The following is a 21,991-nucleotide window of genomic DNA, read 5'->3' on the forward strand; positions in this document are numbered from 1 at the left end:
TCCGCCTACTGTTCTTCGCCGAGGATCGCGGTCACCCGGAAGCGTTCGCCGTCCGAGTCGGGGGCGCCCGAGAGCGCCTGCTCCTGGGTCAGCGTCTCGCCGACCACGTCGGGGCGGGACACGTTCTCGAGCGGGACCGGGTGGCTCGTCGCGGGGACGTCCGGGGTCGCGACCTCGGTGACCTTGGCGACGCTGTCGACGATGAGTGACAGCTCCTCGGTCATCTTCTCGATCTCGTCGGGCGTGAGTGCGATACGTGCGAGGTTCGCCAGGTGTGCGACCTGCTCGCTCGTGATGTCAGGCATGGTGCTCCGTCGATCGGTTCGTGGAATGCGCCCCAGTCTATTGGGCGTGCTGCACGGCGGTCGGACGCCTGTGGACCGCCGGCCACGAGCGGCCGCCGGTGCAGGAGCGGCTCATCCGGCCGGGGGCGCCGGCGCAGCACCCGCGCCACCCGCAGCCGCCCCGCCACCCGCAGCCGCCGCGCCACCCGCAGCCGCCCCGCCACCGGGAGCCGCCGCGCCACCCGCCGTCGCGCCACCCACCGCCGTTCCCCCCGCCGCCGGCGCCTGCTGGCCCGGGTCCGACGTCGCCGGGGTCTGCGTGCCGGGAGCGAGCGTGCCCGGCGTCTGCGTCGCCTGCTGCGCCGCAGAGCCCGTCGAGCCCGCCGAACCCGTCGACGGCGTCGCGGTCTTCGCCTTCGCCGGCGTCCCGATCATCGCCGGGTCCGGAGCCGGCAGGGCATCCCCGCCGTACGCACCGTCCAGGTACGTCATCATCTGCTTGCCGACGCCGAACTTGGCGCTGTAGCCGGTCGTGCCCTGCAGGAACGGCCAGTTCGCCAACCGCACGTGGCCCTGCACGTTGCCGATCCAGGTCGCGTTCGTGTACTTCGTCGACGAGGTGATGAGCCAGTTCTGCTCGTCGCCGTCGGTCGTGCCGGTCTTCGCGAACTTGGGGACCGCGTCACCGGGGTTCGCGCTGGCGGCGGTCCCCGACCCGCTCAGGACGCCCTGCAGCGCGTAGTCGACGGTCCCGGCGACCGCGGCGCTGACACCGCGGTCGCACGTCGCCGGCGTCGGGTGGATGGTGCCGCCACTGGCGGTCGTGACGGAGTCGATGGTGGTGGGCGTGCAGGCGATCCCGCCGTTCGCGAACCCGGCGTACGCCTCGGCGAGGTCGATCGGCGCCAGCGGGTTCGTCCCGAGCACGGAGGACGGGTTCGAGTCCGGCGCGCTGCCGTCGGCCTGGTGGATGCCCATGCCCTCGGCCGTCTTCTGGATCCCGCACAGGTCGAGCTGCTTCGCCATCGCCCCGAACGCCGTGTTGATCGACTCCACCGTGGCGGCGAGGACGGTCATGGACGCCGGCACCAGTTCGGCGTTGGCGACCTGCCAGGGCGCGCCACCGATCGCGGAGCACGAGTTCGTGAACTCGGCCTGCGGGAACGAGTGCTCGGTCGTCGTCACGGACTGCGACAGGGTGTGGCCGTTCGCCAACCAGTCGGCGAGGGTGAACACCTTGTAGGTCGACCCGGTCGGGAAGCCTCCCGAGCTGCCGACGGCCTGGTCGGCGTTGTAGTTCACGGCGGTGGCGCCCGCCGTCGGGGCGTCCGACTGCGTGTAGTCGGTGTTCTGCACCATCGAGAGGACACGGCCGGTCCCGGGTTCGACGGTGACGTTCGCGCCGCCGGCGTCGACCCCGGCCATGGTGGTGGGGACGTACGACGACAGGGCGGTCTGGGCGGTGCCCTGCAGGTCGAGGTCGAGGGACGTGTGGATCGACAGGCCCTTCGTGTCGAGGGTGGCGATCCGGTCGGACGCGGTCTTGCCGAACGCAGGGTCGGCGAGCAGCTGCGAACGCACCATGTCGCAGAAGTAGCCGGCGTCGTACTTCGCCGCGGCGGTCGAGCAGCCGTTGGCGGTCTCGGTGATCTTCGGGGTGATCGGGGTCGCGACGGCCTTCGTGAGTTGCGCCTGGGTGATCGCGCCGTGGGCGTGCATGCGGCGGAGGACGTAGTCCCGCCGGACCTTCGTCAACGCGTACCCGTTCGCCGACCCGTTCGCCTTCTCGCCCGGCTGGTCGATGCGCAGGTTCTGCGGGTTGTTGAGGATCGCCACGAGGGTCGCCGACTGCACGAGCGACAGGTCCTTCGCGTGCACGCCGAAGTAGTACTCGGCACCGGCTTCGGCACCGTAGACCCGTCCACCGAGCCCGACGATGTTGAGGTACCCGGTCAGGACCTGGTTCTTCGTGTACTTCTTGTCGACGGCGATCGCGTAGCGGATCTCCTGCAGCTTCCGGGCCTTGGACTGACCGGCGACCTTGTCGTAGCAGGCCGCCACCTTCTTCGCGGTGGCCGACGCGTCCTTGCCGTTCAGCTGCTCGCACTGCTGCACGAGCACGTTCTTGACGTACTGCTGCGTGATGCTCGAGCCGCCCTGCACGCCCTTGTGGAGTGCGTCGGCGATGGTCGCACGGAGGGTCCCGACCACGTCGATGCCGCCCTCGTCGTGGAAGCGCGGGTCCTCGGTGTCGATCGCCGCCTGCTTCAGCGTCGTCGCGATCTGGTCGGACGTGACGTTGACGCGGTTCTCGGCGTAGAAGGACGCGATCGGCACCTCCTTGCCGCCCTGTTCCGCGTAGACGGTCGAGACCTGCTGGGGCGTCTGGATGTCGAGGTAGCTCGGCAGGTCCTCGAAGAACTCGGCCGCGCCGCTCGCGCCCTCCCCCGTGACCGCCACGGCCGGGGTCAACGCGACGGCGACGAGCAGCCCCGCGAGCACCGACATGACGATGAACATCAGGAAGGCCCCCGGCCACCGCACGACTCGCATGCCGAGCACGGTAAGGAGACGGGCTGAGTCCGCTCTGGTGCGCGCGGTCGCGCGACTGCACAGCCGCACAGGATGCTCCCGGTCGCGCCTCCGGCACGTGGCCGGGACGGCCTGGAGGCCCGGATCGCCGCCGGCGCGCACGTCCGGTCACGATCCGGTCACGTCTGCAGTGCCTCCCGTCCCGACCCCGGTGACCGGGCCTCAGTCGCGGGGCTGGAGGTCCTGTGGACGCACGAGGTACATGTCCGGGCTCGCCTGCACGACGCCGTCGTCGGGGTCGTCGCCGGACCCGTGCCCGCTCCGGACGAGGTCCCCGCGCCCGAGGGCGATGAGCGCGACGTCGTGCAGCGACGCGGTGCCCGGCTTGAGGTAGTCGTTGTGCCCGAACGGCTGCCGGAAGACGTCGCCGGCGTCGGCGGGGTCGCTGCCGCCGGCCAGGTCGAGCTTGGCGGCGCCGAACGCCGCACGGCCCGGGTCGGTTCCGAAGAAGCCCGTGCCGGCGACGGGGTCCCAGTGCGCTCCGCCGACGTACACCTCACCGCGTGGGACACCGAGCTCGTCGGCCGAGGCGACGGCGCTCCCCGGCGACCCGAGCATGGTCAGGCTGTCGACCCGCGTCCGGCCCGACGAGAGCGCGATCATCGCCGTCGTCGACCCGTACGAGTGCGCGACGACGCCGAGCCGCGGTTCGTGCTCGTTCCGGACGGACCGGACACCGTCGAGGGTGCGCACCAGCCGGTCGGCCCCGACGTGGGCGAGGTCGAGCGACATGAAGTCCGCGATGCCGGGCGTGCGGTACCCCATCCAGGCGAGGACCGCCACTCCGGGACCGTCCGCCGGTGCGGCCACGGGCGCCAGGGTGGCCTGCTCGCGGTAGACGTCGCCGGCCGTCGCGGTGAAGTCCACCATCTGGCCGTTGACGGAGAAGAAGATGCCGGGCACCACGACGGAGACGTCGCCGGCGGTGTCGAGGTCGCCGACCGAGATCGCGCACCGGCCGGTGCCCCGGGTGTCCAGCGTGACGAGGTACTTCCGGGGGTCGTCCGGCGCCTGCTCGAGGGACTGGCGCACCTGGCCGAGCATCGCGGCGAGCGCGGTCGGTGCGGTCGGGTCGGCGAGCCCGGTGGCGAGGACAGCCCGGTTGGCGAGGTCACGGACGTGGTACGGGACACCGTCGAGGTTGCCGATGACGACGGGGGCGTCGTCGGCCAGCGACGTCCGGGCCTCGGGCGACAGGGCAGCCCACCAGTTCGCGACGAGGTTCGTGCTGGGCGGCTCGTCCATCGCGGTCGCGGCGATGCGCGAGTCGTCGTCCGCGGCGCGCAGGGTCACCGGGGTCGACGTGGCGAGCCCGTCGAGCCACCGCTGCCCCGAGGCGCCCGCGAGCAGGTCCACTGCGGCGATCGTCCCCGATCCGTCGGTCCCCGGACGGGAGGGCACGTCGACCCGTACGCGGGACCCCTCGGTGACGTCCTGGCGCGACGACGTCACGCGCGTCGAGGTGACGACGGCGGAAACTGGCACGGCTGGGGCCTCGACGACTCCCAACGAGTAGATCGAGGCGGTCAGCAGAGCCGCGGCGATGAGCAGCAAACGGGTCTCCCCCGGGAAGGCCAGCCTGTCGTCCCCCTGCAGACAACAGGTGATGCTCTGTCGAGTCTACGAAGATCCGGCCCTTCGGGGGTCATGCGAGATGCAACTTGGCCCCCGAACTGGGGGCAACCGGGGGTGCGTCGTGACAGCCGGTTTGCGCAGCCGCGTGCATGCTCAGTGCGGCTCGATCGGCTCCGGCTCGCTGGGCTCCGGCTCGGTCGGCTCCGGCTCGGCGGGCGCGGGGTCGCCCAGCGCCGCCGGACCCTCGGTCACCAGGAGGGCGAACTGCTCGGCGTCGATGATCCGCAACCCGAGCTGCTCGGCCTTCGTCAGCTTGGAGCCGGCACCCGGGCCGGCGGCGACGAAGTCGGTCTTCTTGCTGACGCTCGACGCGGCCTTGCCGCCGGCGGCGATGATCGCCTCCTGCGCACCTTCGCGGCTGAAGCCCTCGAGGGACCCGGTCGCGACGACCGTGATGCCCGCGAGCACGCCGCCGGCCTCGGTCGCCGCACCCGGTCCGGGGTGTCCGGGGGTCGTCAGCTGCACGCCCGCAGCCGTCCAGCGGTCGATGATCTCGCGGTGCCAGTCGACCTCGAACCAGTCGAGCAGGGCGTCGGCGATGATCCCGCCGACGCCGTCCACCGCCGCCAGCTCGTCGCGCGTGGACGACCGGATCGCGTCGAGCGACCCGAAGTGGTTCGCGAGCGCACGGGCGGCGACGGGGCCGACGTGGCGGATGTTCAGGCCGACCAGGATGCGCCACAGCGGCTTGGTCTTCGCGGCGTCGATGTTCGCGAGCATCTCGAACGCGTTCTTCGACGGGTACCGGCTGGGCTCGCCGGTGTAGTCCGCACCACGGGCCTCCGGGTCGAACGGCGGGTCGGTCTTCTTGCGTGCCCGGCTGAACGGAGTGACGCGCTTCGGGGCACCGCCGTCCTCGGTCTTCTCCATGCCGGTCTCGGCATCACGGACGATCACCTCGATCGGGACGATGTCCTCCAGCGTCAGGTCGAACAACCCCGCCTCGGTCACGAGCGGCGGGGTCTCCGGGAAGACCGGCTGCGTGAGGGCCGCGGCCGCGACCTCGCCCAGTCCCTCGATGTCGAGCGAGCCCCGGGACGCGATGTGCTCGACGCGCCCGCGGACCTGGGCAGGGCAGCTCTCGGCGTTCGGGCAGCGGAGGTCGATGTCGCCCTCCTTCGCCGGGCGGAGCGGGGTGCCGCACTCCGGGCAGTCGGTCGGCATCACGAACTCGCGCTCGGTGCCGTCGCGGAGCTCGACCACCGGGCCGAGGACCTCCGGGATCACGTCGCCGGCCTTCCGGAGCACGACGGTGTCCCCGATCAGGACGCCCTTCGCCTTGACGACCTGCTGGTTGTGCAGGGTGGCCTGGCGGACCACGGACCCGGCGACCTCGGCGGGCTCCATCGCGGCGAACGGCGTGGCGCGACCGGTGCGGCCGACGCTGACGACGATGTCGAGCAGTTTCGTGTGGACCTCTTCCGGCGGGTACTTGTAGGCGATCGCCCACCGCGGGGCACGGCTGGTGGACCCGAGCTCCTCGTGCAGCCCCAGGTCGTCGACCTTGATGACGATGCCGTCGATCTGGTGCTCGACCGCGGACCGACGTTCGCCGTAGTCCTGCACGAAGCCCAGGACCTCGTCCACGGAGTCGAAGACGCGGTGGTGCGTGCCGGTCGGCAGTCCCCACTCGTGCAGCAGCTCGTAGACCTCGGACTGGGCGCGGACGTCGGTGTCGCGCTCGAGTTCGGCGACCGGCCAGGCACCGATGCCGTGCACGAGCATCCGGAGGCGGCGGAGCCGGTCGACCATCAGCTCTCGCTTGCCCGCGGACTTGCCCTCTTCCTTCTGCCGGAGGGACCCGGCGGCGGCGTTCCGGGGATTCGCGAAGACCCGCTCGCCGGCGTCGCGCTGGCGGGCGTTCAGCTCGTCGAACTGCGCGACCGGGAAGAAGATCTCGCCACGGACCTCCACCAGGGGCGGGTGACCGCTGCCGGCGAGCCGGTCCGGGATCGTGCCCATCGTCCGGACGTTGCCGGTGACGTCCTCGCCGACCACGCCGTCACCGCGGGTGGCCGCCGAGACGAGGCGTCCGTGCTCGTAGCGGAGGTTGATCGCGAGCCCGTCGATCTTCAGCTCGGACAGGAACCGCACGCGTTCGGCGCCGGCGTCCCGCTGGACCTTCAGCGCCCAGTCGGTCAGTTCCTCGGGGCTGAAGACGTTGTCGAGGCTCAGCATCCGCTCGGCGTGCTCGACCGGCGCGAACTGCGTCGTCTGCGCCTGCCCGCCGACCGTCTGCGTCGGGCTGTCCTCGGTCAGGAGTTCCGGGAACCGCTGCTCGATCGCGTCCAGCCGACGCATCATCGTGTCGTACTCGGCGTCGGACACGGGCGAGCCGTTGCCCTCGTAGTAGGCGTGCCGCAGTTCACCCAGCCGGGCGCGCAGCCGATCGACCTCTCGAGCGGCCTGCGCGGCGTCGAGGCCGGCTGGGTCGATGGTCTCGAAGGTCGCGTCGGTGTCGCTCATGCATCAGTTCTACCGTGCCCCACCGACCCCGGCCGCAGCCGTCGGGAGCGCGGTCACCTGGGCGGCTGTGCCGGTCCGGTCAGGCCGGGACGGGCGCTGCCGACACCGTGGTGTCGATGGTGCACTGGCCGAGCACCCGCGTGCCGACGTACACGACGGCGGTCTGCCCGGGGGCGACGCCGGAGAGCGGCTCGTCCGGGACGATCACGAGCGCGCCGTCCTCGATCCGTGCCGTCGCGGGCTCGGGATCGGCGTGCGCACGGATCTGCACGTCACAGCGGAACGGGGTCGACGGGTCGGCCGGGGCCGCACCGGCCCAGGTGTACCGGGTACCGGAGAGCGAGGCGACGTCGAGCGCCTCCTTCGGTCCGACGACGACGGTGTTGTCCTTCGGACGGATCTCGAGGACGAAGCGGGGCTTGCCGTCGGCCGCCGGACGCCCGAGTGCCAGGCCGCGACGCTGCCCGACCGTGTACCCGTGTGCGCCGTCGTGGCTGCCGACGACCGTGCCGTCACGCTCGACCACGTCGCCGGTCGCACTGCCCACGCGGTCGGCGAGCCAGCCGCGGGTGTCCCCGTCGGGGATGAAGCAGATGTCGTAGGAGTCGGGCTTCTGTGCGACGGTCAGCCCACGCGCGGCGGCCTCGGCGCGGACCTCGTCCTTCGACGGGGTGGCACCGAGCGGGAACATCGCGTGCCGGAGCTGCTCGGCGGTCAGGACACCGAGCACGTACGACTGGTCCTTCGCCCACGCTGCCGAGCGGTGCAGCTCCCGCGAGCCGTCCGGTGCGGTGACGATCGACGCGTAGTGCCCGGTCGCGACGGCGTCGAACCCGAGGGCCAGCGCCTTCTCGAGCAGGGCCGCGAACTTGATCCGCTCGTTGCACCGCATGCAGGGGTTCGGGGTGCGCCCGGCCTGGTACTCGGCCACGAAGTCGTCGACGACGTCCTCCTTGAACCGCGCCGAGAAGTCCCACACGTAGTACGGGATCCCGAGGGCCGCGGCGGCGCGCTGGGCGTCCATCGAGTCCTCGATCGTGCAGCAGCCACGGCTGCCGGTCCGCAGGGTGCCGGGCATCCGGCTGAGCGCCAGGTGCACCCCGACGACATCGTGGCCGGCGTCCACCGCCCGGGCCGCGGCCACCGCCGAGTCGACCCCACCGCTCATCGCCGCCAGTACACGCATGCGTCCAGGGTAACTCCGACACGGCGTAGCGTTGCTCGACGATGACGAGCACCACGAACGACGCCTTCGACCTCCGCGGCGTCCTGCTGTCCGGGTTCCTGCCGGCGGCGCTCTTCGCGATCGGCGAGGGCGCCATCATCCCGATCATCCCGATCGCGGCGGACTCCCTCGGCGCCAGCCTGGCGATCGCCGGGTTCGTCGCCTCGCTGATCCTGGTCGGGGAACTCATCGGCGACGTACCCTCGGGCGTCGTCGTCGCCCGGATCGGCGAGCGGAACGCCATGATCGGCGCCGCGGTCGTCTCGGTCGTCGGGCTGCTCGTCTGCACGGCAGCTCCGAACCCCCTCGTCCTGGCCGTCGGCGTCTTCCTGGTCGGTCTGTCCACCGCGGTCTTCGCCCTCGCCCGGCACGCCTACATGACGACCGCGATCCCGCTGCGGATCCGGGCCCGGGCGCTCTCGAGCCTCGGCGGCGTGTTCCGCTTCGGCTACTTCGTCGGTCCGTTCCTGGCAGCCGGGGTCATCCACCTCACCGGCACGACGCAGAGCGCCTTCTGGGTGCACGTCGTCTGCTGCCTCGGAGCCGCCGTGGTGTTGCTCGTCATCCGCGACCCCGCGACCGGCGTGCGTGGTCTGCAGCGGCCGGCACGCGCCTCCCGACCGACCCGGGCCTCCCGACCGACCGAGCCGGACGCGACGGACGCGGCGACCGCAACGGACGCGGCCACGGCCGCCGGCACGGCCCAGCCGGCCGAGCTCGAGGGCGAGCAGTTCGTCAAGGCGGAATCGCAGGGCCTCTTCCAGACCATCCGCGCCCACCACCGGGTCCTCGTCCGGCTCGGCAGCGGGGCGGCCCTGATCGGGGCGATGCGCGCCGGACGCCAGGTGATCCTGCCGCTCTGGGCGGTCAGCGTCGGACTGGACGACTCCACCGCCGCCCTCGTCATCGGCATCGCCGGTGCCGTCGACTTCGCGCTCTTCTACACGAGCGGGCAGATCATGGACCGCTGGGGACGCCTCGCGAGCGCGCTGCCCTGCATGCTCGGCCTGAGCATCTGCTACTTCCTGCTCGCGTGGAGCGACCACCTCGACGCCCGCGTCGGCTGGTTCGTCGCGGTGGCGATGGCGATGTCCCTGGCGAACGGCGTCGGCTCGGGCATCCTCATGACGCTCGGCGCGGACCTGGCGCCCGCCGACCGACCGGCACCGTTCCTGGGCGCGTGGCGGTTCACGGGCGACCTCGGGTCCGCCGCGGCTCCGCTCGTGATCTCCGGTGTCACGGCGCTCGCCACCATCGCGGTCGCCAGTGGCGTGATGGGCGTGCTCGGCCTGGTCGGAGCGGGCATCCTGCTCCGGTACGTGCCGCGGTACCTGCCCCGCACCTTGCGCTGACCGGCCCGCCGTGCCCCGGCCGGGAGGCACGCCCCACCTCCGACGTCCGGCCCGCTGCGTACACTGGGTCGGCCAGCGGGAGTGGTGGAATTGGTAGACACGCAGGATTTAGGTTCCTGTGCTCCGGCGTGAGGGTTCGAGTCCCTCCTTCCGCACCGGACGTCGCAGCCGGCACGACACGGGACCGCTCGGGACGTCACCCTCCCGACGGACGGCCCGGACACGCCCGCACGGTACCCTCGGTCCGGCGGGTGCTCCATCCGCCCTCGTCCGCCGACCGGAAGAACCATGCACTCCGTCGCACTCGCCCTGATCCCCTGGCTGGATCCGCAGTACATCCTCGACCACTTCGGGGCGTTCGCCGTGCTCATCGTCTGCGCGATCATCTTCGCCGAGACGGGTCTCCTGATCGGCTTCATCTTCCCGGGCGACAGCCTGCTCGTCATCACGGGCCTGTTCGCCTTCGACCGGGACGGCCAGATCGGCGGGATCCCGATCTGGGTCGTCGCGCTGATGATCGGCGCAGCAGCGTTCCTCGGCGGTGAGCTGGGCTACTACATCGGCAAGAAGGCCGGGCCGCCGATCTTCGAGCGCAAGGACAGCGGTCTGTTCTCGAAGGCGAACGTCGACCGGACGAACGCCTTCTTCCACCGGTACGGGGCCCTCGCGGTGATCCTGGCGCGCTTCGTCCCCGTGGTCCGGACCTTCGCCCCCATCGCCGCGGGCGTCGGGCGGATGGACTACCGGAAGTACTCGCTGTACAACGCCGTCGGCGCGGTCATCTGGGGCGTGGGCGTCACGTTCCTCGGGTACTTCCTCGGGTACATCCCGGCCGTGGCGTACCTCGTGCGCAACTACATCGACGTCATCCTGCTGGCGGCGGTCGTCGTCACCGTGGTCCCCGCCGCGATCACCTACTTCCGGAACGCCCGCAAGGCGAAGCAGCGCGAGCCCGAGCAGCCGTAGCCCGGCGCAGCGCCCGCCCGGCGCGAGCGGGACCCGCACAACACGAACCGGCTCGAAGCACGCGATCCCGTGGTTCGAGCCGGTTCCCGTTGTGCGCTGCCGACCGGCGCCAGCGCCAGCACCGGCACCAACGCCGGCACCAGGCGCGCCTGCCCCTACGCCCGCGGCGTCCCGCCGGCGAACCACTCGCGGACGATCGGCGCGATCCCCCGGAACGCCTTCGACCGGTGGCTCAGCGCGTTCTTCTCGGCACGGCTCAGCTGCGCGGCCGAACGATCCGCGTCGTCCGGCTGGAACACCGGGTCGTAGCCGTGCCCGCCGTCCCCGATCGGCTCGGTGCGCACCTCGCCGTTCCAGACCGCCTCGAACACGTGCTCGACGCCCGAGGGCGTGACGAACGCCGCCGCGCAGACGAACGCCGCGGTCCGCTCGACGACGCCGTCCAGGTTCCGCAGCAGCAACGCGATGTTGTCGGCGTCCACCCGGGTGCCGGCGTACCGGGCGGAGTGGATGCCGGGCGCCCCGTCGAGGGCGTCGACGGCGATGCCGGAGTCGTCCGCCAGCGCGGGCAGGCCGGTGTGGGCGACCGCGGCCCGCGCCTTGATCAGCGCGTTCGCGGCGTAGGTGTCGCCGTCCTCGACCGGCTCGGGCCCGTCGTAGGCGACGAGTTCGACCCCACCGAGGGCGTCACCGAGGATGTCCCGCAGCTCGACGACCTTGCCCTGGTTGTGCGTCGCCAGGACGACGGTGCGGGTCACGACGCCACCGCCGTCGCCGGCCGGCCCGGCGACTCCGCTGGTCACGCCAGCCCCAGCGCCGAGCGCTGCACGGCGGCGAGCGATGCGTTGCCCGTCAGCCCGAGGTCGAGCAGGGCGTTCAGCTCGTCGCGGTCGAACGGCGCGTGCTCGGCCGTGCCCTGGACCTCGATGAACGTGCCGGACCCGGTGGTGACGATGTTCATGTCGGTGTCGGCGCGGCTGTCCTCCTCGTAGGCCAGGTCGAGCATCGGCACACCTCCGACGATGCCGACGGAGATCGCCTGCACGCTGTCGGTCAGCGGCGTCGCCTTCTTGCCGATGAAGCCGCGCTCACGGCCCCACTCGATCGCATCGGCCATCGCCACGTACGCGCCGGTGATCGACGCGGTCCGGGTACCGCCGTCGGCCTGCAGCACGTCACAGTCGAGCACCAGGGTGTTCTCGCCGAGGCCCTTCATGTCGACGACGGCACGCAGCGAGCGGCCGATGAGCCGCGAGATCTCGTGCGTCCGGCCGCCGACCTTCCCCTTGATCGACTCGCGCTGCATGCGCTCGTTGGTCGACCGCGGCAGCATCGAGTACTCGGCGGTGACCCAGCCGGCCCCCTTGCCGGCCATCCAGCGCGGGACGCCGTTGGTGAACGAGGCGGTGCAGAGCACCTTGGTGTTGCCGAACGAGATGAGCGCGCTGCCCTCGGCCTGGGTGCTCCAGCCGCGTTCGATGGTGACGGGTCGGTGGTCGGTGGTGGTCCGGCCGTCGATGCGGACGGTGCCGTCGGTGGCGTTCATGGGTTCCTCTCGGTCCGGCCTGGAGGCACGGTGCGGGTGGTCGGGGCGGGTCACGTCGTGCGGCTGGTCGCCGCCACGTCGAGCCCGAGGGGCGGGCTGATGCTGGCCTGTACCGGGATGCTGGCGGTCTCGAGGTGCCCGACGGTGGCGACCTCGGGCCCGAGGAAGCGGCGGGCGAGGCGGACGAACCCGGCCTCGTCGGCACCGGTGGCCTCGAACGAGTACGTCGGCGGTTCGGTGCCGGTGCGTTCCAGTCCGTGTTCGACGAGTCGGCGGTAGACGTCGTTCGCGGTCTCCTCGGCGCTCGAGACCAACGTGACGTCCGGCCCCATCACGTACTGGATCGCGGCGGACATGAGCGGGTAGTGGGTGCAGCCGAGGACGAGCGTGTCGACGCCGGCGTCCCGCACCGGGGTGAGGTACCCGGCCGCGACCTCGCGCAGCTGGGCGGAGGAGGTGTCCCCGGCCTCCACGAACTCGACGAAGCGGGGACACGCCGCGGTCGTGAGGGTGACGTCGGCGGCGACCGCGAAGGCGTCCTCGTAGGCGCGGGACGCGATCGTGCCGATCGTGCCGATCACCCCGATCCGGCCGGTGCGGGTCTGTTTCACGGCGGCGCGGGCGGCGGGCTGGATGACCTCGACGACGGGGATGCCGTACGCCTGCTCGTAGCGTTCCCGGGCGTCGCGGAGCACCGCGGAGCTGGCGGTGTTGCACGCGATGACGAGCGCCTTGACCCCCTGGTCGACCAGGTCGTCCATGACCTCGAGCGCGTAGCGCCGGACGTCGGCGATCGGCTTCGGGCCGTACGGCGAGTGCACGGTGTCCCCGACGTAGCGGATGCTCTCGCGGGGCAGCTGGTCGATGATCGCCCGGGCCACCGTGAGCCCGCCGACGCCGCTGTCGAAGACTCCGATCGGTGCATTTGTCACGGTGACCAGCGTACCGACGCCAGCCGACCCCGCTGGCGTGGTGCGGCCTCCCGTCCCGCCGCCGACCGCGACCGGTGCGACGCCCACCGTTCCGGACACCCTCCGTGCCTGCGCGTCCGGTCCTGGCTAGGGTCGGAGACGTGACCACCGCGCTCCTGACGGACCAGTACGAACTCACCATGGTCGACGCCGCGTTGAAGGACGGCACCGCCGACCGCCGCTGCGTCTTCGAGGTCTTCGCCCGGCGGCTGCCGGACGGACGGCGCTACGGCGTGGCCGCGGGGCTCGGGCGCTTCCTCACGCAGCTGACCGAGTTCCGGTTCGGTGACGAGGAGATCGGGTTCCTCCGGGATCGGCGCGTCATCGACGAGGGCACCGCGCGCTGGTTGGCGGACTACCGGTTCACCGGGGACGTCCGCGCCTACCGCGAGGGCGAGGTGTTCTTCCCCAACTCCCCCGTCCTGCAGATCGAGGGCACCTTCGCCGAGGCCGTGATGCTCGAGACACTGGCGCTCAGTGTGCTCAACGCCGACTCGGCGATCGCCTCCGCCGCGGCGCGCATGGTGTCCGCGGCCGACCGTCGTCCGCTCGCCGAGATGGGTTCCCGCCGCACCGGTGAGTGGAACGCCGTGGCCGCAGCTCGGGCCGCGTACATCGCGGGCTTCGGCGCCACGAGCAACCTCGAGGCGGGCCGCACCTGGGGCATCCCCACGATGGGCACCGCGGCGCACGCCTTCACGCTGCTGCACGACTCGGAAGAGGCGGCGTTCCGGTCCCAGCTCGACGCGCTCGGCAGTGGCACCACCCTGCTCGTCGACACCTACGACATCGAGGCCGCGGTCGAGACCGCCGTCCGCCTGACCGGGGGCACGCTCGGCGCGGTCCGGATCGACAGCGGTGACCTGCCCTCCGTCGTGGCGTCGGTGCGGGCCCAGCTCGACCGGCTCGGCGCGACCGCGACGAAGATCACGGTGACGAACGACCTCGACGAGTACACGATCGCCGCGCTGCGTGCCGCACCGGTCGACTCCTACGGCGTCGGCACCTCGGTCGTCTCCGGCTCGGGCCACCCGGCGGCCGGCATGGTCTTCAAGCTCGTCGCCCACCACTCCCCTGCGGGCGAGTGGGTGCCGGTGGCGAAGAAGTCCGCCGAGAAGGCGTCCGTCGGCGGTCGGAAGGAAGCCGGCCGGCGACTCCGCAACGGCATCGCGACCGCCGAGGTCGTGTTGACCTCGGGGACGGTCGGCCCGGACGAGCGGGACCTGCTCGTCCCGGTCGTCACCCACGGCGAGGTCGATCCGGCGTTCCTCGGTGCCGTCGGCGTCGAGGCGGCCCGGGCACACCACAAACGCGCGAAGGCGGAACTGCCGGCGGACGCCGAACGCATCGGCCGGGGCGACCCGGCCATCCCGACGCTGCTCGTCTGAGCGGCGTCGGCCGGGGTCACTCGGACTTCATCTTCTCGTAGATGGCCTTGCAGTCCGGGCAGACCGGGAACTTCTCCGGGTCGCGGCCCGGGATCCACTTCTTGCCGCACAGCGCCTTGACGGCCTTGCCGGTCAGGGCGGACTCGAGGATCTTGTCCTTCTTGACGTAGTGCGAGAAGCGCTCGTGGTCGCCGGGCTCGATCGCCTCCTCTTCCAGGAGCTTCTCGAGTTCGCGGTCCATCACGTCGAGGCCGCCACCACCGGGTTCCGTCGTGCTCATCGCACCAGGGTACGTCGTCGGGGCCCCGTCCGTCGCCCGATCGGTCACGCCGTGGGCGCACGCCCCGCAGGTCACGCCGCGGTCGCGCGTGCGGTCGTCAGTTCCGCTGCGCGGCGGCCAGGAGGTCCGGGCCGCGTCGGTCGAACACCGCACCGCCGACGAGGACACCGATCACGAGGACGACCACACCGACGCCGATGCCGACACCGAGGACCAGCGACAGCGACGGGTGGTCGAGGCCGAGCAACGCCCGGAGGCCGATCCACCCCGCCGGTGCCATGCAGAGCAGGGTGCCGAGCACCATGAGCGTCTGCGCGACGGTCGCCGTCGCCCCGGCCGCCTGCGGCTGGTGGAACGGGTGGTCGCCCGGGCGGACCGTCGGGTACGGCAGCGCGACCGAGACGATGCTCGACAGTCCGAGCCCGCCGAGCAGCCCGCTGGCCGAGACGGCGACGAGCAGCGGGAACGCCGCCATGTCGCCGTAGAGGCGGGCGGAGACCGCGGCACCGGCGACCAGGAGCGGGGCACCGACGACGACGAGCGGCACCAGACGCCCGAGTCGGTCGGTCCAGCCCGGCGCGCCGGAGGCGACGTGCAGCCACACCGCGGTGTTGTCGTACGAGACGTCGTTGTGCGGCAGGAAACCGGCGATGAGCGCCATCAGCGGCAGGGGCACGAGGGCCGTCCACGCCCACGGCACACCGGCGACGCCGAGCGGCAGCACGACGAGCGGGACGAAGACGAGGATCAGGTACGAGCTGCGGTACCGCGGGTCCCGCGCCCAGTAGGTGAGCGCGCGCGCCGCGACGGCACCGAACGGGGTCGACCCCAGCGGGTCGAACCAGCCGAGGGAGCGGTGACGCCGGACCCGGGCGGGGCGTGCGACCGTGACCAGCAGTCGTCCGACCAGCGCCCACCAGGCGAGGGCGAGCACGGCGACGACGACGAGGGCGACGAGGAGTTTCGCGACGGCGGTACCGACGTCCCCGGTGGCCGCGTCGGCCGGGACGGACCAGGCGGCGCCCCACGGCGTCCAGCCGGCGATGTCGGCGAGCCGCTGCGCGCCCGGACCGGCCGGGTCGAGCCAGTCGAGGCGGAGCAGGAGCGAGACGGTCGGCACCGCCAGCAGGACCACGACGACCACGGCCGACCACGTGACGGCGCGGACGCGTCGCCCGGCGGCGGCCACGGCACCGAGGGTGCTGCAGACCCGGATGACCAGGGCGGTCGTCGCGACGACGAGCACCGCGGCGACGACCCCGAGGAGCGCCGGTCCGGCACCGCGGCTCCACGTGACGACCTGCGCGACGGCGAGCACCGCGACGGCGACGACCGGCAGGCCGACGAGCCCGGCGATGCCGAGTCCGACGACCAGGTCACGCCGTGCGATCCCGAACGCGGCGAAGCGTCGTGGGTCGAGCTGGTCGGCGACGCCGAGCGCGAGCGGGACCAGCGTGCAACCGAGGGTCACCGCCGTGCCGAGCAGCACCACGATCGTCCGGGCCACGACGGGGTCGGCGGTGCGGAGGCCGCCGAGGACCGAGGCGGCCCAGAGGACGACGGCCAGGGCGACGACACTGCCGAGGACCACACCGACCGAACGGCGTGCCCCACCGCGGACCTCGCCCGCCAGCAGGTCGACCCTCAGCCGGAGAAGCTGTGCAACCATTCCATGCTCTCTGCGACGGGACGACCGCCGGCGAGTTCGACGAACTTGTCCTCGAGGCTGCGGCGACCACGGACCTGCGCCATGGTGCCGGCGGCCAGGACCTTGCCGCCGACGATGATCGCCACCGAGTCGCACGTGCGCTGGACCAGTTCCATCGAGTGGCTCGAGAGCACCACGGTGCCGCCACCCGCGGTGTAGCGCCGCAGGATGTCGGTGATCGTCGTCGCGCTGACCGGGTCGACGGACTCGAACGGTTCGTCGAGCACCAGCACGCGCGGCGAGTGGATGAGAGTGGCGGCCAGGGCGATCTTCTTCGCCATGCCCATCGAGTAGTCCGCGACCGGACGCCCGAGTGCGTCGCCGAGACCGAAGGCCGCGGCCAGGTCGGCGCTGCGGCTGCGGGCGGTCTTGCCGTCCAGGCCGCGGAGCGTCGCCGAGTAGAAGAGCATCTGCGCGCCGGTCAGGCGGTCGAACAGCCGGAGGCGGTCCGGCAGGACCCCCATCGCGCGTTTCGCCGCGGTCGGGTCGGCCCAGACGTCGTGGTCGAGCACGGTCACGGTGCCGGCGTCCGGCCGCAGGAGGCCCGTCAGCACCGACAGCGTCGTCGTCTTGCCGGCGCCGTTCGGGCCGACCACGCCGAAGATCGACCCCTTGCGGATCTCGACGTCCACGTCGTCCACCGCGAGGGTCTGCCCGTACCGCTTGACCAGCCCGTCAGCGCGGAGCACCACGGGCTGCTGCGGCACGTTCGGGCGGCCGGTCGGGCGCTTGGTCGTGCTCGCGCCGGCGGATGCCGAGGCCGATGTGCCGGACCCGGCACGGGCCTCCTGGGCGTCGTCCTCGGCCGCGGCGCGGGCCGCGGAACCCTGCGGTCGGGTCGCCCGGCCGGAGCGCTTGTCCCGCTTCTTCCCCTGGCGCGGCTGCGTCGTCGTGCTCGTGGCGGACGCGGCCGGCAGGACGTCTGCCCCCGTCGTCTCCGAGCCGGTCCTGTCGTCCGTCATGTCGTCACCCGCGGACGCGCCGTACGCGCCCGTGTCCCCCGTGTCGTCGTGGTCGTCGTCGCCCGTCCCCTGGGCGGCGGTCGTGCCGTCGTCGTCCGCGTCGGCCGTCCATGTCGCGTCCGACGTGCTGTACACGTCGTCGCTTCCCGCTGTTCCTGCCGACACGAGCCCAACCGTACCAACGGTTCCGACCGCCCGCTGAGCCGCGTCGGAGCGGGTCACGAAATGAACACGATGCCCCGCGAGCCGTACCCCGACGCCGCCTGGTTCCGTATCATTCACCGGGACACGACGGAGTGTTCACCACACGGACACTCGCCCGCACCGCGTCGGGGTGGTCGCGGGTCAGGGCGCTCGTCGCTCCGGATCACGCGTCTCCCGGCGAACTCGAACGGACTGCGAGCAGTATCCAGTAAAGCTGTATCGAAGTGTCCGTCAGGGCACGCTCGACGTGACACCACGGCGAACCGGAGCCACCGCCCTCGCGGGCGGACCGGGTCGCGGGCGGTCACCGGAAGGGACAAGCATGACCACGCAGATCGTCATCCTCGCAGCGGGGATGGGCAGCCGCCTCGGGCGCAGCCTGCCGAAGCCGCTCACCGAGCTCAGCGACGGCCGCACCATCATGCAGCAGCAGTTCGACAACATCCGTGCCGCCTTCGGTTCGAGCGCACGGGTCACGATCGTCGTCGGCTACAAGTCGGAGTACATCGTCGAGGCCTTCCCCGAGGCGAACTTCGTCTACAACGAGTCCTACGACTCCACGAACACCTCGAAGAGCCTGCTCCGCGCCCTCAAGGCGACCGGCAAGAGCGGCGTCCTCTGGATGAACGGCGACGTCGTCTTCGACCCGATGGCGCTCGTGCGTGCCGCCGACATGATCGACGAGGGTCGGTCGTTCGTCAGCGTGAACACCGAGAAGGTCTCCGACGAAGAGGTCAAGTACACCGTCGACGCCGAGGGCTTCATCCACAAGCTGTCCAAGAAGGTCGTCGGCGGCCTCGGCGAGGCGGTCGGCATCAACTACGTCTCCGCAGCCGACAAGCAGGCCCTGATCCGCCAGCTCGGCCGGGTCGACGACCAGGAGTACTTCGAGGGTGGCATCGAAGCGGCCATCGCCGAAGACGGGCTACGCTGGACGCCGATCGACATCTCCGACCTGTACGCGGTCGAGATCGACTTCGCCGAGGACCTGCAGCGCGCGAACGACCTGTTCGCCTGAACCCGGTCAGGACCCCCTGATCGGCCCCGCTGGCCGCGGACTCCGCGGCCACGGCCCGGGTACCCGCACTCGGCGTGGTCCCGGCCGGAGGGAAACCATGACCGACGCGCAGACCCATGACTGACGCGCAGACGCAGACCCCGACCGTCGCGACGACGGTGCCGTCCCGGGGCTCCGCCCGACGGTACCGGCAGGCGCTCTGGCTGCTGACGGTCCGGGATCTGCGCGTGCGGTACTCGACGTCAGCGCTCGGGTACTTCTGGTCGATCCTCGACCCGCTGGTGATGTCGGCGATCTACTGGTTCGTCTTCACGCAGGTGTTCCACCGCGGCAAGGTGGGCGAGGAGCCCTACATCGTCTTCCTGCTGACGGCCCTGCTGCCCTGGATGTGGTTCACCGGTGGCGTCTCGGACTCGACCCGGGCGTTCATCAAGGAAGCCAAGCTGATCCGCTCGACGACCATCCCGCGGAGCATCTGGGTCGCCCGCATCGACGCGTCGAAGGGCATCGAGTTCCTGCTGAGCATCCCGGTGCTCGCGGTCTTCGTCATCGCGACCGGGGCGCACCTGCACTGGCAGGTCGTGCTGTGGCCGCTCGCGATCGTCCTGCAGGCCACCCTCGTGTACGGCCTCGGCCTCATCGTCGCGCCGCTCGTGGTGTTCTTCCGCGACCTCGAGCGGGCGGTGAAGCTCGTCCTGCGGTTCCTGTTCTACGCATCCCCCGTCATCTACGGGACGCAGGCGCTCCCGGACGCCCTGCACGACATCGCCGCCGTCAACCCGCTCAGCGGCATCTTCGGCATCTACCGCTCGGCGTTCTTCCCGGGGCAGCTGGACTGGAAGGAAGTGCTCGCGTCGGTGGTCATCACGGGCATCGTCCTCGTCATCGGCCTCGTCGTGTTCCGTCGCAGCGAGCACCGCGTCCTCAAGGAGCTGTGATGACCACGACCCGACCCACGACCGTCCCGCGCACGACCGCACCGGTGATCTCGGTGACGAACGCCGGCATCCGGTTCAAGCGCAACCGGCGCGCGAGCCGGAGTTTCAAGGACCTGTTCGGACGCGGTCAGCGCCGACGGAAGGCCGACGAGTTCTGGGCGCTCCGGGACGTCTCGTTCGACGTCCGTCCGGGCGAGGCGATCGGCGTCGTGGGCCGGAACGGGCAGGGCAAGTCGACGCTGCTCAAGCTCGTCGCCCAGGTGATGCTGCCGGACGAGGGCCGCGTGCACGTCGGCGCCGGGGTCGCACCCCTGATCGAGATCACCGGCGGCTTCGTCGGTGACCTGACGGTGCGCGACAACGTCTACCTGACCGCCGGGTTGCACGGCATGTCCAAGGCGGAGATCCGCTCGGCGTTCGACGAGATCATCGCCTTCGCCGAGATCGCCGACTTCGTCGACACCCCCTACAAGCACCTGTCGAGCGGCATGAAGGTCCGCATCGCGTTCGCCGTCATCTCGCGGTTGGACGAGCCGGTGATCCTGGTCGACGAGGTCCTGGCCGTGGGCGACAAGAAGTTCCGCGAGAAGTGCTACAAGCGGATCGAGGAGCTCCTGGCCGGGGGCCGGACGCTGTTCTTCGTCTCGCACAGCGACAAGGACCTGCGGCGGTTCTGCGACCGCGGGCTGTACCTCGACGGGGGTCGTCTGCAGTTCGACGGGCCGATCGACGACGCCCTGGAACGGTACAACGCCGACCACGGCGTCTGACACCCACTCCTCCACAACCGAGCACCCCCGGGGCCCGCTCCACAGCCCCGGTCCCCCGCGGGGTCCCCGAGGGCCCCACCGTCGGACCCCACCCCTAACGTGCTCTCCATGCACCACCCCACCACCGCATACCCGGTCCCCTTCGCCGTCGATCGATCCGCGGCACCACGCCGCTACGAACTGGTCAACACCAGCTCCGAGACCCTGGACGGTCTCGCCCTCACCCACCTCGGCACGGGCTACTCGCCGCCGCTCGTCGTCCGCCGACTCGAGCCGGGGCGCGGCGTGTCCCTGGCCGTCTTCGGCGCCGGCCCGCACGAGACCGGGGTCGTCATCGTGCGGTGGCGTCGCCCGGACCGCTCGGAGTACCTGTGGCGGATGTCACTGGCCGGGCCGGGGCTCGCCCCGTGACGCTCAGCTGCCCGACCGGGCCCGGGCGACCTCGTGCCACCGTGCGACCAGACGGTCGATCGCGGCGTGGAACCGCGCCGTCGCGGCTCCGGGCGTGGTGTCGCCGAAGTAGCGCTGCACCCAGTGCCGCAGCCGTGCCAGTTCGTCGGCGTCCGTCGCGGCGCGGTCCACCCGGTCCACGACGTCCCCGGCGTCCTCCGCCCGCAGCCAGTTCGCATCCCCCAGGTACCCGCGCTCGTCGACGTCCGCCTCGGGCGACACCGGTCGGGTGACGATCAGGGGCTTGCCCACGGCCAGGCGGTCGTAGATCATCGCGCTGATGTCGGTGATCGCGACGTCGGCCGCGGCGAGCTGCCACCCCAGCGTCGGCCCGTCGTCGTGCACGTGGTGCGCCGACGGGTCGGCGGCGTTCGCGGCCGCGATGGCGGCGACGATCCGCTGGTGCGCGGCCCGGTAGTCGTCGTCGAGCACTCCGCTGCGGGGGTGCGGCCGGTAGACCAGGCGGTGTCGCGGCGACGCGAGGACCCGTTCGGCGATGGTCGTGCCGTGGCTGGCGATCGACCCGTAGGCCGCGGCTGCGCGGTCCCCTTCCCAGGTCGGCGCGTACAGCACGACGGTGCGGTCGTCGGCCGGGTACGGCGGTTCACCGGCGAAGTGGTCGGCCTGCGGGCGACCGATCGCGATCGTCCGGGCGTCCAGATCGTAGTCCCACAGCGCCTCGGCGAGTCGGTCACGGGCGGCGTCGCCGGCGATGAGCGCGGCGTCGTAGGCCTTGAACTGGTTCGTCGTCATGTACATCTTGTCGCTCTCGCCGTGGTTGACGAAGACGTGCCACATCCGCCCGTACCGCATCATCTGGAAGTTGCGGGCGTTCTGGTTGACGTAGAGCACCACCTTCGGCGCCTGCTCGGTGACGAAGCGCTCGAGGTCCACCACCTGGCGGGCGTAGACCACGGGGACGGGCGACTCGTCCGCCAGCGCCAGCATCGCGCCCGGGCTCCGGGACACGATCGCCACGCCCCGGTGCTCCGCCAGTGCGGCGAGCGGGCTGTACCACTGTCGGATCTGGTACATGTTCACCGGGCCGTCGGCGAAGTAGACGGCGATCTCGACCGTGCCGGGTGCGGGCGTCGGGACCGACGGCAGCCGACGTGCCAGCTGCGCCCGTGTCTGTCGTGAGCGCAGGAGCCGGCCGGCGAGCCGGATCGCGGTGCGGGCGTCCTTGACGATGGCCATGCTGTGCTCCTGGGCAGTGGGTCGGGCAGGTCGTGCGTG

Annotated in this window: 19 protein-coding genes and 1 tRNA gene; 8 read left to right on the forward strand and 12 right to left on the reverse strand. The window is 71.7% G+C overall.

Annotation, left to right across the window (positions count from 1 at the left end; all coding sequences use genetic code 11):
* Positions 1–5: 5 nt before the first annotated feature.
* The 5 genes from gatC to mnmA all read right to left on the reverse strand — a co-directional run bounded on the left by gatC (position 6) and on the right by mnmA (position 8,163).
* Positions 6–305, reverse strand: coding sequence for an Asp-tRNA(Asn)/Glu-tRNA(Gln) amidotransferase subunit GatC (gatC, locus tag E9228_RS05620; RefSeq protein WP_111076257.1), 300 nt, complete (start codon positions 303–305; stop codon positions 6–8).
* 111 nt (positions 306–416) lie between these two features.
* Entirely contained in the window at positions 417–2,837 is a 2,421-nt protein-coding gene (locus E9228_RS05625) for a transglycosylase domain-containing protein (RefSeq protein ID WP_166779614.1), read from the reverse strand.
* Between the two features lie 201 nt (positions 2,838–3,038).
* Entirely contained in the window at positions 3,039–4,430 is a 1,392-nt protein-coding gene (locus E9228_RS05630; RefSeq protein ID WP_166779615.1) for an alpha/beta hydrolase, read from the reverse strand.
* A 174-nt stretch (positions 4,431–4,604) separates the two neighbouring features.
* A complete protein-coding gene (gene ligA / locus E9228_RS05635; RefSeq protein WP_166779616.1) occupies positions 4,605–6,977 on the reverse strand; it encodes an NAD-dependent DNA ligase LigA in 2,373 nt (790 codons plus the stop codon).
* Between the two features lie 79 nt (positions 6,978–7,056).
* On the reverse strand, positions 7,057–8,163 hold the full coding sequence (gene mnmA, locus E9228_RS05640; protein WP_166779617.1) for a tRNA 2-thiouridine(34) synthase MnmA: 1,107 nt from the start codon (positions 8,161–8,163) through the stop codon (positions 7,057–7,059).
* Positions 8,164–8,204: 41 nt separating this feature from the next.
* Between mnmA and E9228_RS05645 the strand changes: the two genes are divergently transcribed.
* The 3 genes from E9228_RS05645 (at position 8,205) to E9228_RS05655 (ending at position 10,520) form a co-directional block, all read left to right on the forward strand.
* Entirely contained in the window at positions 8,205–9,554 is a 1,350-nt protein-coding gene (locus E9228_RS05645; RefSeq protein WP_166779618.1) for an MFS transporter, read from the forward strand.
* 75 nt (positions 9,555–9,629) lie between these two features.
* A tRNA-Leu gene (locus E9228_RS05650) sits at positions 9,630–9,709 on the forward strand.
* Between the two features lie 133 nt (positions 9,710–9,842).
* A complete protein-coding gene (locus E9228_RS05655) occupies positions 9,843–10,520 on the forward strand; it encodes a DedA family protein (RefSeq protein WP_166779619.1) in 678 nt (225 codons plus the stop codon).
* Positions 10,521–10,675: 155 nt separating this feature from the next.
* Here E9228_RS05655 and rdgB read toward each other — a convergent pair whose 3' ends face one another.
* Genes rdgB through murI form a run of 3 tightly spaced genes read right to left on the reverse strand, consistent with a single transcriptional unit; the run spans position 10,676 to position 12,998 of the window.
* Positions 10,676–11,323 carry an RdgB/HAM1 family non-canonical purine NTP pyrophosphatase gene (gene rdgB, locus E9228_RS05660; RefSeq protein WP_341849787.1) on the reverse strand — a complete coding sequence of 216 codons (648 nt, stop codon included), beginning with the start codon at positions 11,321–11,323 and terminating at the stop codon, positions 10,676–10,678.
* Positions 11,320–12,066 carry a ribonuclease PH gene (gene rph, locus E9228_RS05665; protein ID WP_166779620.1) on the reverse strand — a complete coding sequence of 249 codons (747 nt, stop codon included), beginning with the start codon at positions 12,064–12,066 and terminating at the stop codon, positions 11,320–11,322. The genes rdgB and rph overlap by 4 nt, the downstream gene beginning before the upstream one ends.
* 50 nt (positions 12,067–12,116) lie before the next feature.
* A complete protein-coding gene (murI, locus tag E9228_RS05670; protein WP_166779621.1) occupies positions 12,117–12,998 on the reverse strand; it encodes a glutamate racemase in 882 nt (293 codons plus the stop codon).
* 140 nt (positions 12,999–13,138) lie between these two features.
* On the opposite strand from murI, the gene E9228_RS05675 reads away from it, so the two are divergent.
* A complete protein-coding gene (locus tag E9228_RS05675; RefSeq protein WP_166779622.1) occupies positions 13,139–14,425 on the forward strand; it encodes a nicotinate phosphoribosyltransferase in 1,287 nt (428 codons plus the stop codon).
* A gap of 16 nt (positions 14,426–14,441) precedes the next feature.
* Here the strand turns inward: E9228_RS05675 and E9228_RS05680 are convergent, their stop codons facing one another.
* The 3 genes from E9228_RS05680 to E9228_RS05690 form a co-directional block, all read right to left on the reverse strand.
* Positions 14,442–14,705: a DUF3039 domain-containing protein gene (locus E9228_RS05680; protein WP_110823714.1), complete on the reverse strand. Its 264-nt coding sequence runs from the start codon at positions 14,703–14,705 to the stop codon at positions 14,442–14,444.
* Positions 14,706–14,802: 97 nt separating this feature from the next.
* Positions 14,803–16,374, reverse strand: coding sequence for an ABC transporter permease (locus E9228_RS05685; RefSeq protein ID WP_166779623.1), 1,572 nt, complete (start codon positions 16,372–16,374; stop codon positions 14,803–14,805).
* Entirely contained in the window at positions 16,350–17,540 is a 1,191-nt protein-coding gene (locus E9228_RS05690) for an ABC transporter ATP-binding protein (RefSeq protein WP_341849788.1), read from the reverse strand. Before E9228_RS05690 ends, E9228_RS05685 begins: the two co-directional genes overlap by 25 nt.
* A 361-nt stretch (positions 17,541–17,901) precedes the next feature.
* On the opposite strand from E9228_RS05690, the gene E9228_RS05695 reads away from it, so the two are divergent.
* The 4 genes from E9228_RS05695 to E9228_RS05710 all read left to right on the forward strand — a co-directional run bounded on the left by E9228_RS05695 (position 17,902) and on the right by E9228_RS05710 (position 20,716).
* Complete coding sequence (locus E9228_RS05695) at positions 17,902–18,597, forward strand: phosphocholine cytidylyltransferase family protein (RefSeq protein WP_166779624.1); 696 nt, start codon at positions 17,902–17,904, stop codon at positions 18,595–18,597.
* A gap of 116 nt (positions 18,598–18,713) precedes the next feature.
* Complete coding sequence (locus E9228_RS05700) at positions 18,714–19,535, forward strand: ABC transporter permease (protein ID WP_166779625.1); 822 nt, start codon at positions 18,714–18,716, stop codon at positions 19,533–19,535.
* Complete coding sequence (locus tag E9228_RS05705) at positions 19,535–20,305, forward strand: ABC transporter ATP-binding protein (RefSeq protein ID WP_166779626.1); 771 nt, start codon at positions 19,535–19,537, stop codon at positions 20,303–20,305. Before E9228_RS05700 ends, E9228_RS05705 begins: the two co-directional genes overlap by 1 nt.
* A gap of 108 nt (positions 20,306–20,413) precedes the next feature.
* Positions 20,414–20,716: a hypothetical protein gene (locus E9228_RS05710; protein WP_166779627.1), complete on the forward strand. Its 303-nt coding sequence runs from the start codon at positions 20,414–20,416 to the stop codon at positions 20,714–20,716.
* A gap of 3 nt (positions 20,717–20,719) precedes the next feature.
* On the opposite strand, the gene E9228_RS05715 is transcribed toward E9228_RS05710, so the two are convergent.
* A complete protein-coding gene (locus E9228_RS05715) occupies positions 20,720–21,952 on the reverse strand; it encodes a CDP-glycerol glycerophosphotransferase family protein (RefSeq protein ID WP_166779628.1) in 1,233 nt (410 codons plus the stop codon).
* Positions 21,953–21,991: the final 39 nt, after the last annotated feature.

Source organism: Curtobacterium salicis, assembly GCF_011759505.1.
Taxonomy (GTDB): domain Bacteria; phylum Actinomycetota; class Actinomycetes; order Actinomycetales; family Microbacteriaceae; genus Curtobacterium; species Curtobacterium salicis.

Excerpts from the sequence above, each read along its gene's own strand:
- ligA (WP_166779616.1), bottom strand. The coding sequence starts at position 6,977 with ATGAGCGACACCGACGCGACCTTCGAGACCATCGACCCAGCCGGCCTC.
- E9228_RS05645 (WP_166779618.1), top strand. The coding sequence starts at position 8,205 with ATGACGAGCACCACGAACGACGCCTTCGACCTCCGCGGCGTCCTGCTG.
- mnmA (WP_166779617.1), bottom strand. The coding sequence starts at position 8,163 with ATGCGTGTACTGGCGGCGATGAGCGGTGGGGTCGACTCGGCGGTGGCC.
- rph (WP_166779620.1), bottom strand. The coding sequence starts at position 12,066 with ATGAACGCCACCGACGGCACCGTCCGCATCGACGGCCGGACCACCACC.
- E9228_RS05685 (WP_166779623.1), bottom strand. The coding sequence starts at position 16,374 with ATGGTTGCACAGCTTCTCCGGCTGAGGGTCGACCTGCTGGCGGGCGAG.
- gatC (WP_111076257.1), bottom strand. The coding sequence starts at position 305 with ATGCCTGACATCACGAGCGAGCAGGTCGCACACCTGGCGAACCTCGCA.
- E9228_RS05705 (WP_166779626.1), top strand. The coding sequence starts at position 19,535 with ATGACCACGACCCGACCCACGACCGTCCCGCGCACGACCGCACCGGTG.
- E9228_RS05710 (WP_166779627.1), top strand. The coding sequence starts at position 20,414 with ATGCACCACCCCACCACCGCATACCCGGTCCCCTTCGCCGTCGATCGA.
- E9228_RS05695 (WP_166779624.1), top strand. The coding sequence starts at position 17,902 with ATGACCACGCAGATCGTCATCCTCGCAGCGGGGATGGGCAGCCGCCTC.
- E9228_RS05655 (WP_166779619.1), top strand. The coding sequence starts at position 9,843 with ATGCACTCCGTCGCACTCGCCCTGATCCCCTGGCTGGATCCGCAGTAC.
- E9228_RS05715 (WP_166779628.1), bottom strand. The coding sequence starts at position 21,952 with ATGGCCATCGTCAAGGACGCCCGCACCGCGATCCGGCTCGCCGGCCGG.
- E9228_RS05700 (WP_166779625.1), top strand. The coding sequence starts at position 18,714 with ATGACTGACGCGCAGACGCAGACCCCGACCGTCGCGACGACGGTGCCG.
- E9228_RS05680 (WP_110823714.1), bottom strand. The coding sequence starts at position 14,705 with ATGAGCACGACGGAACCCGGTGGTGGCGGCCTCGACGTGATGGACCGC.
- E9228_RS05625 (WP_166779614.1), bottom strand. The coding sequence starts at position 2,837 with ATGCGAGTCGTGCGGTGGCCGGGGGCCTTCCTGATGTTCATCGTCATG.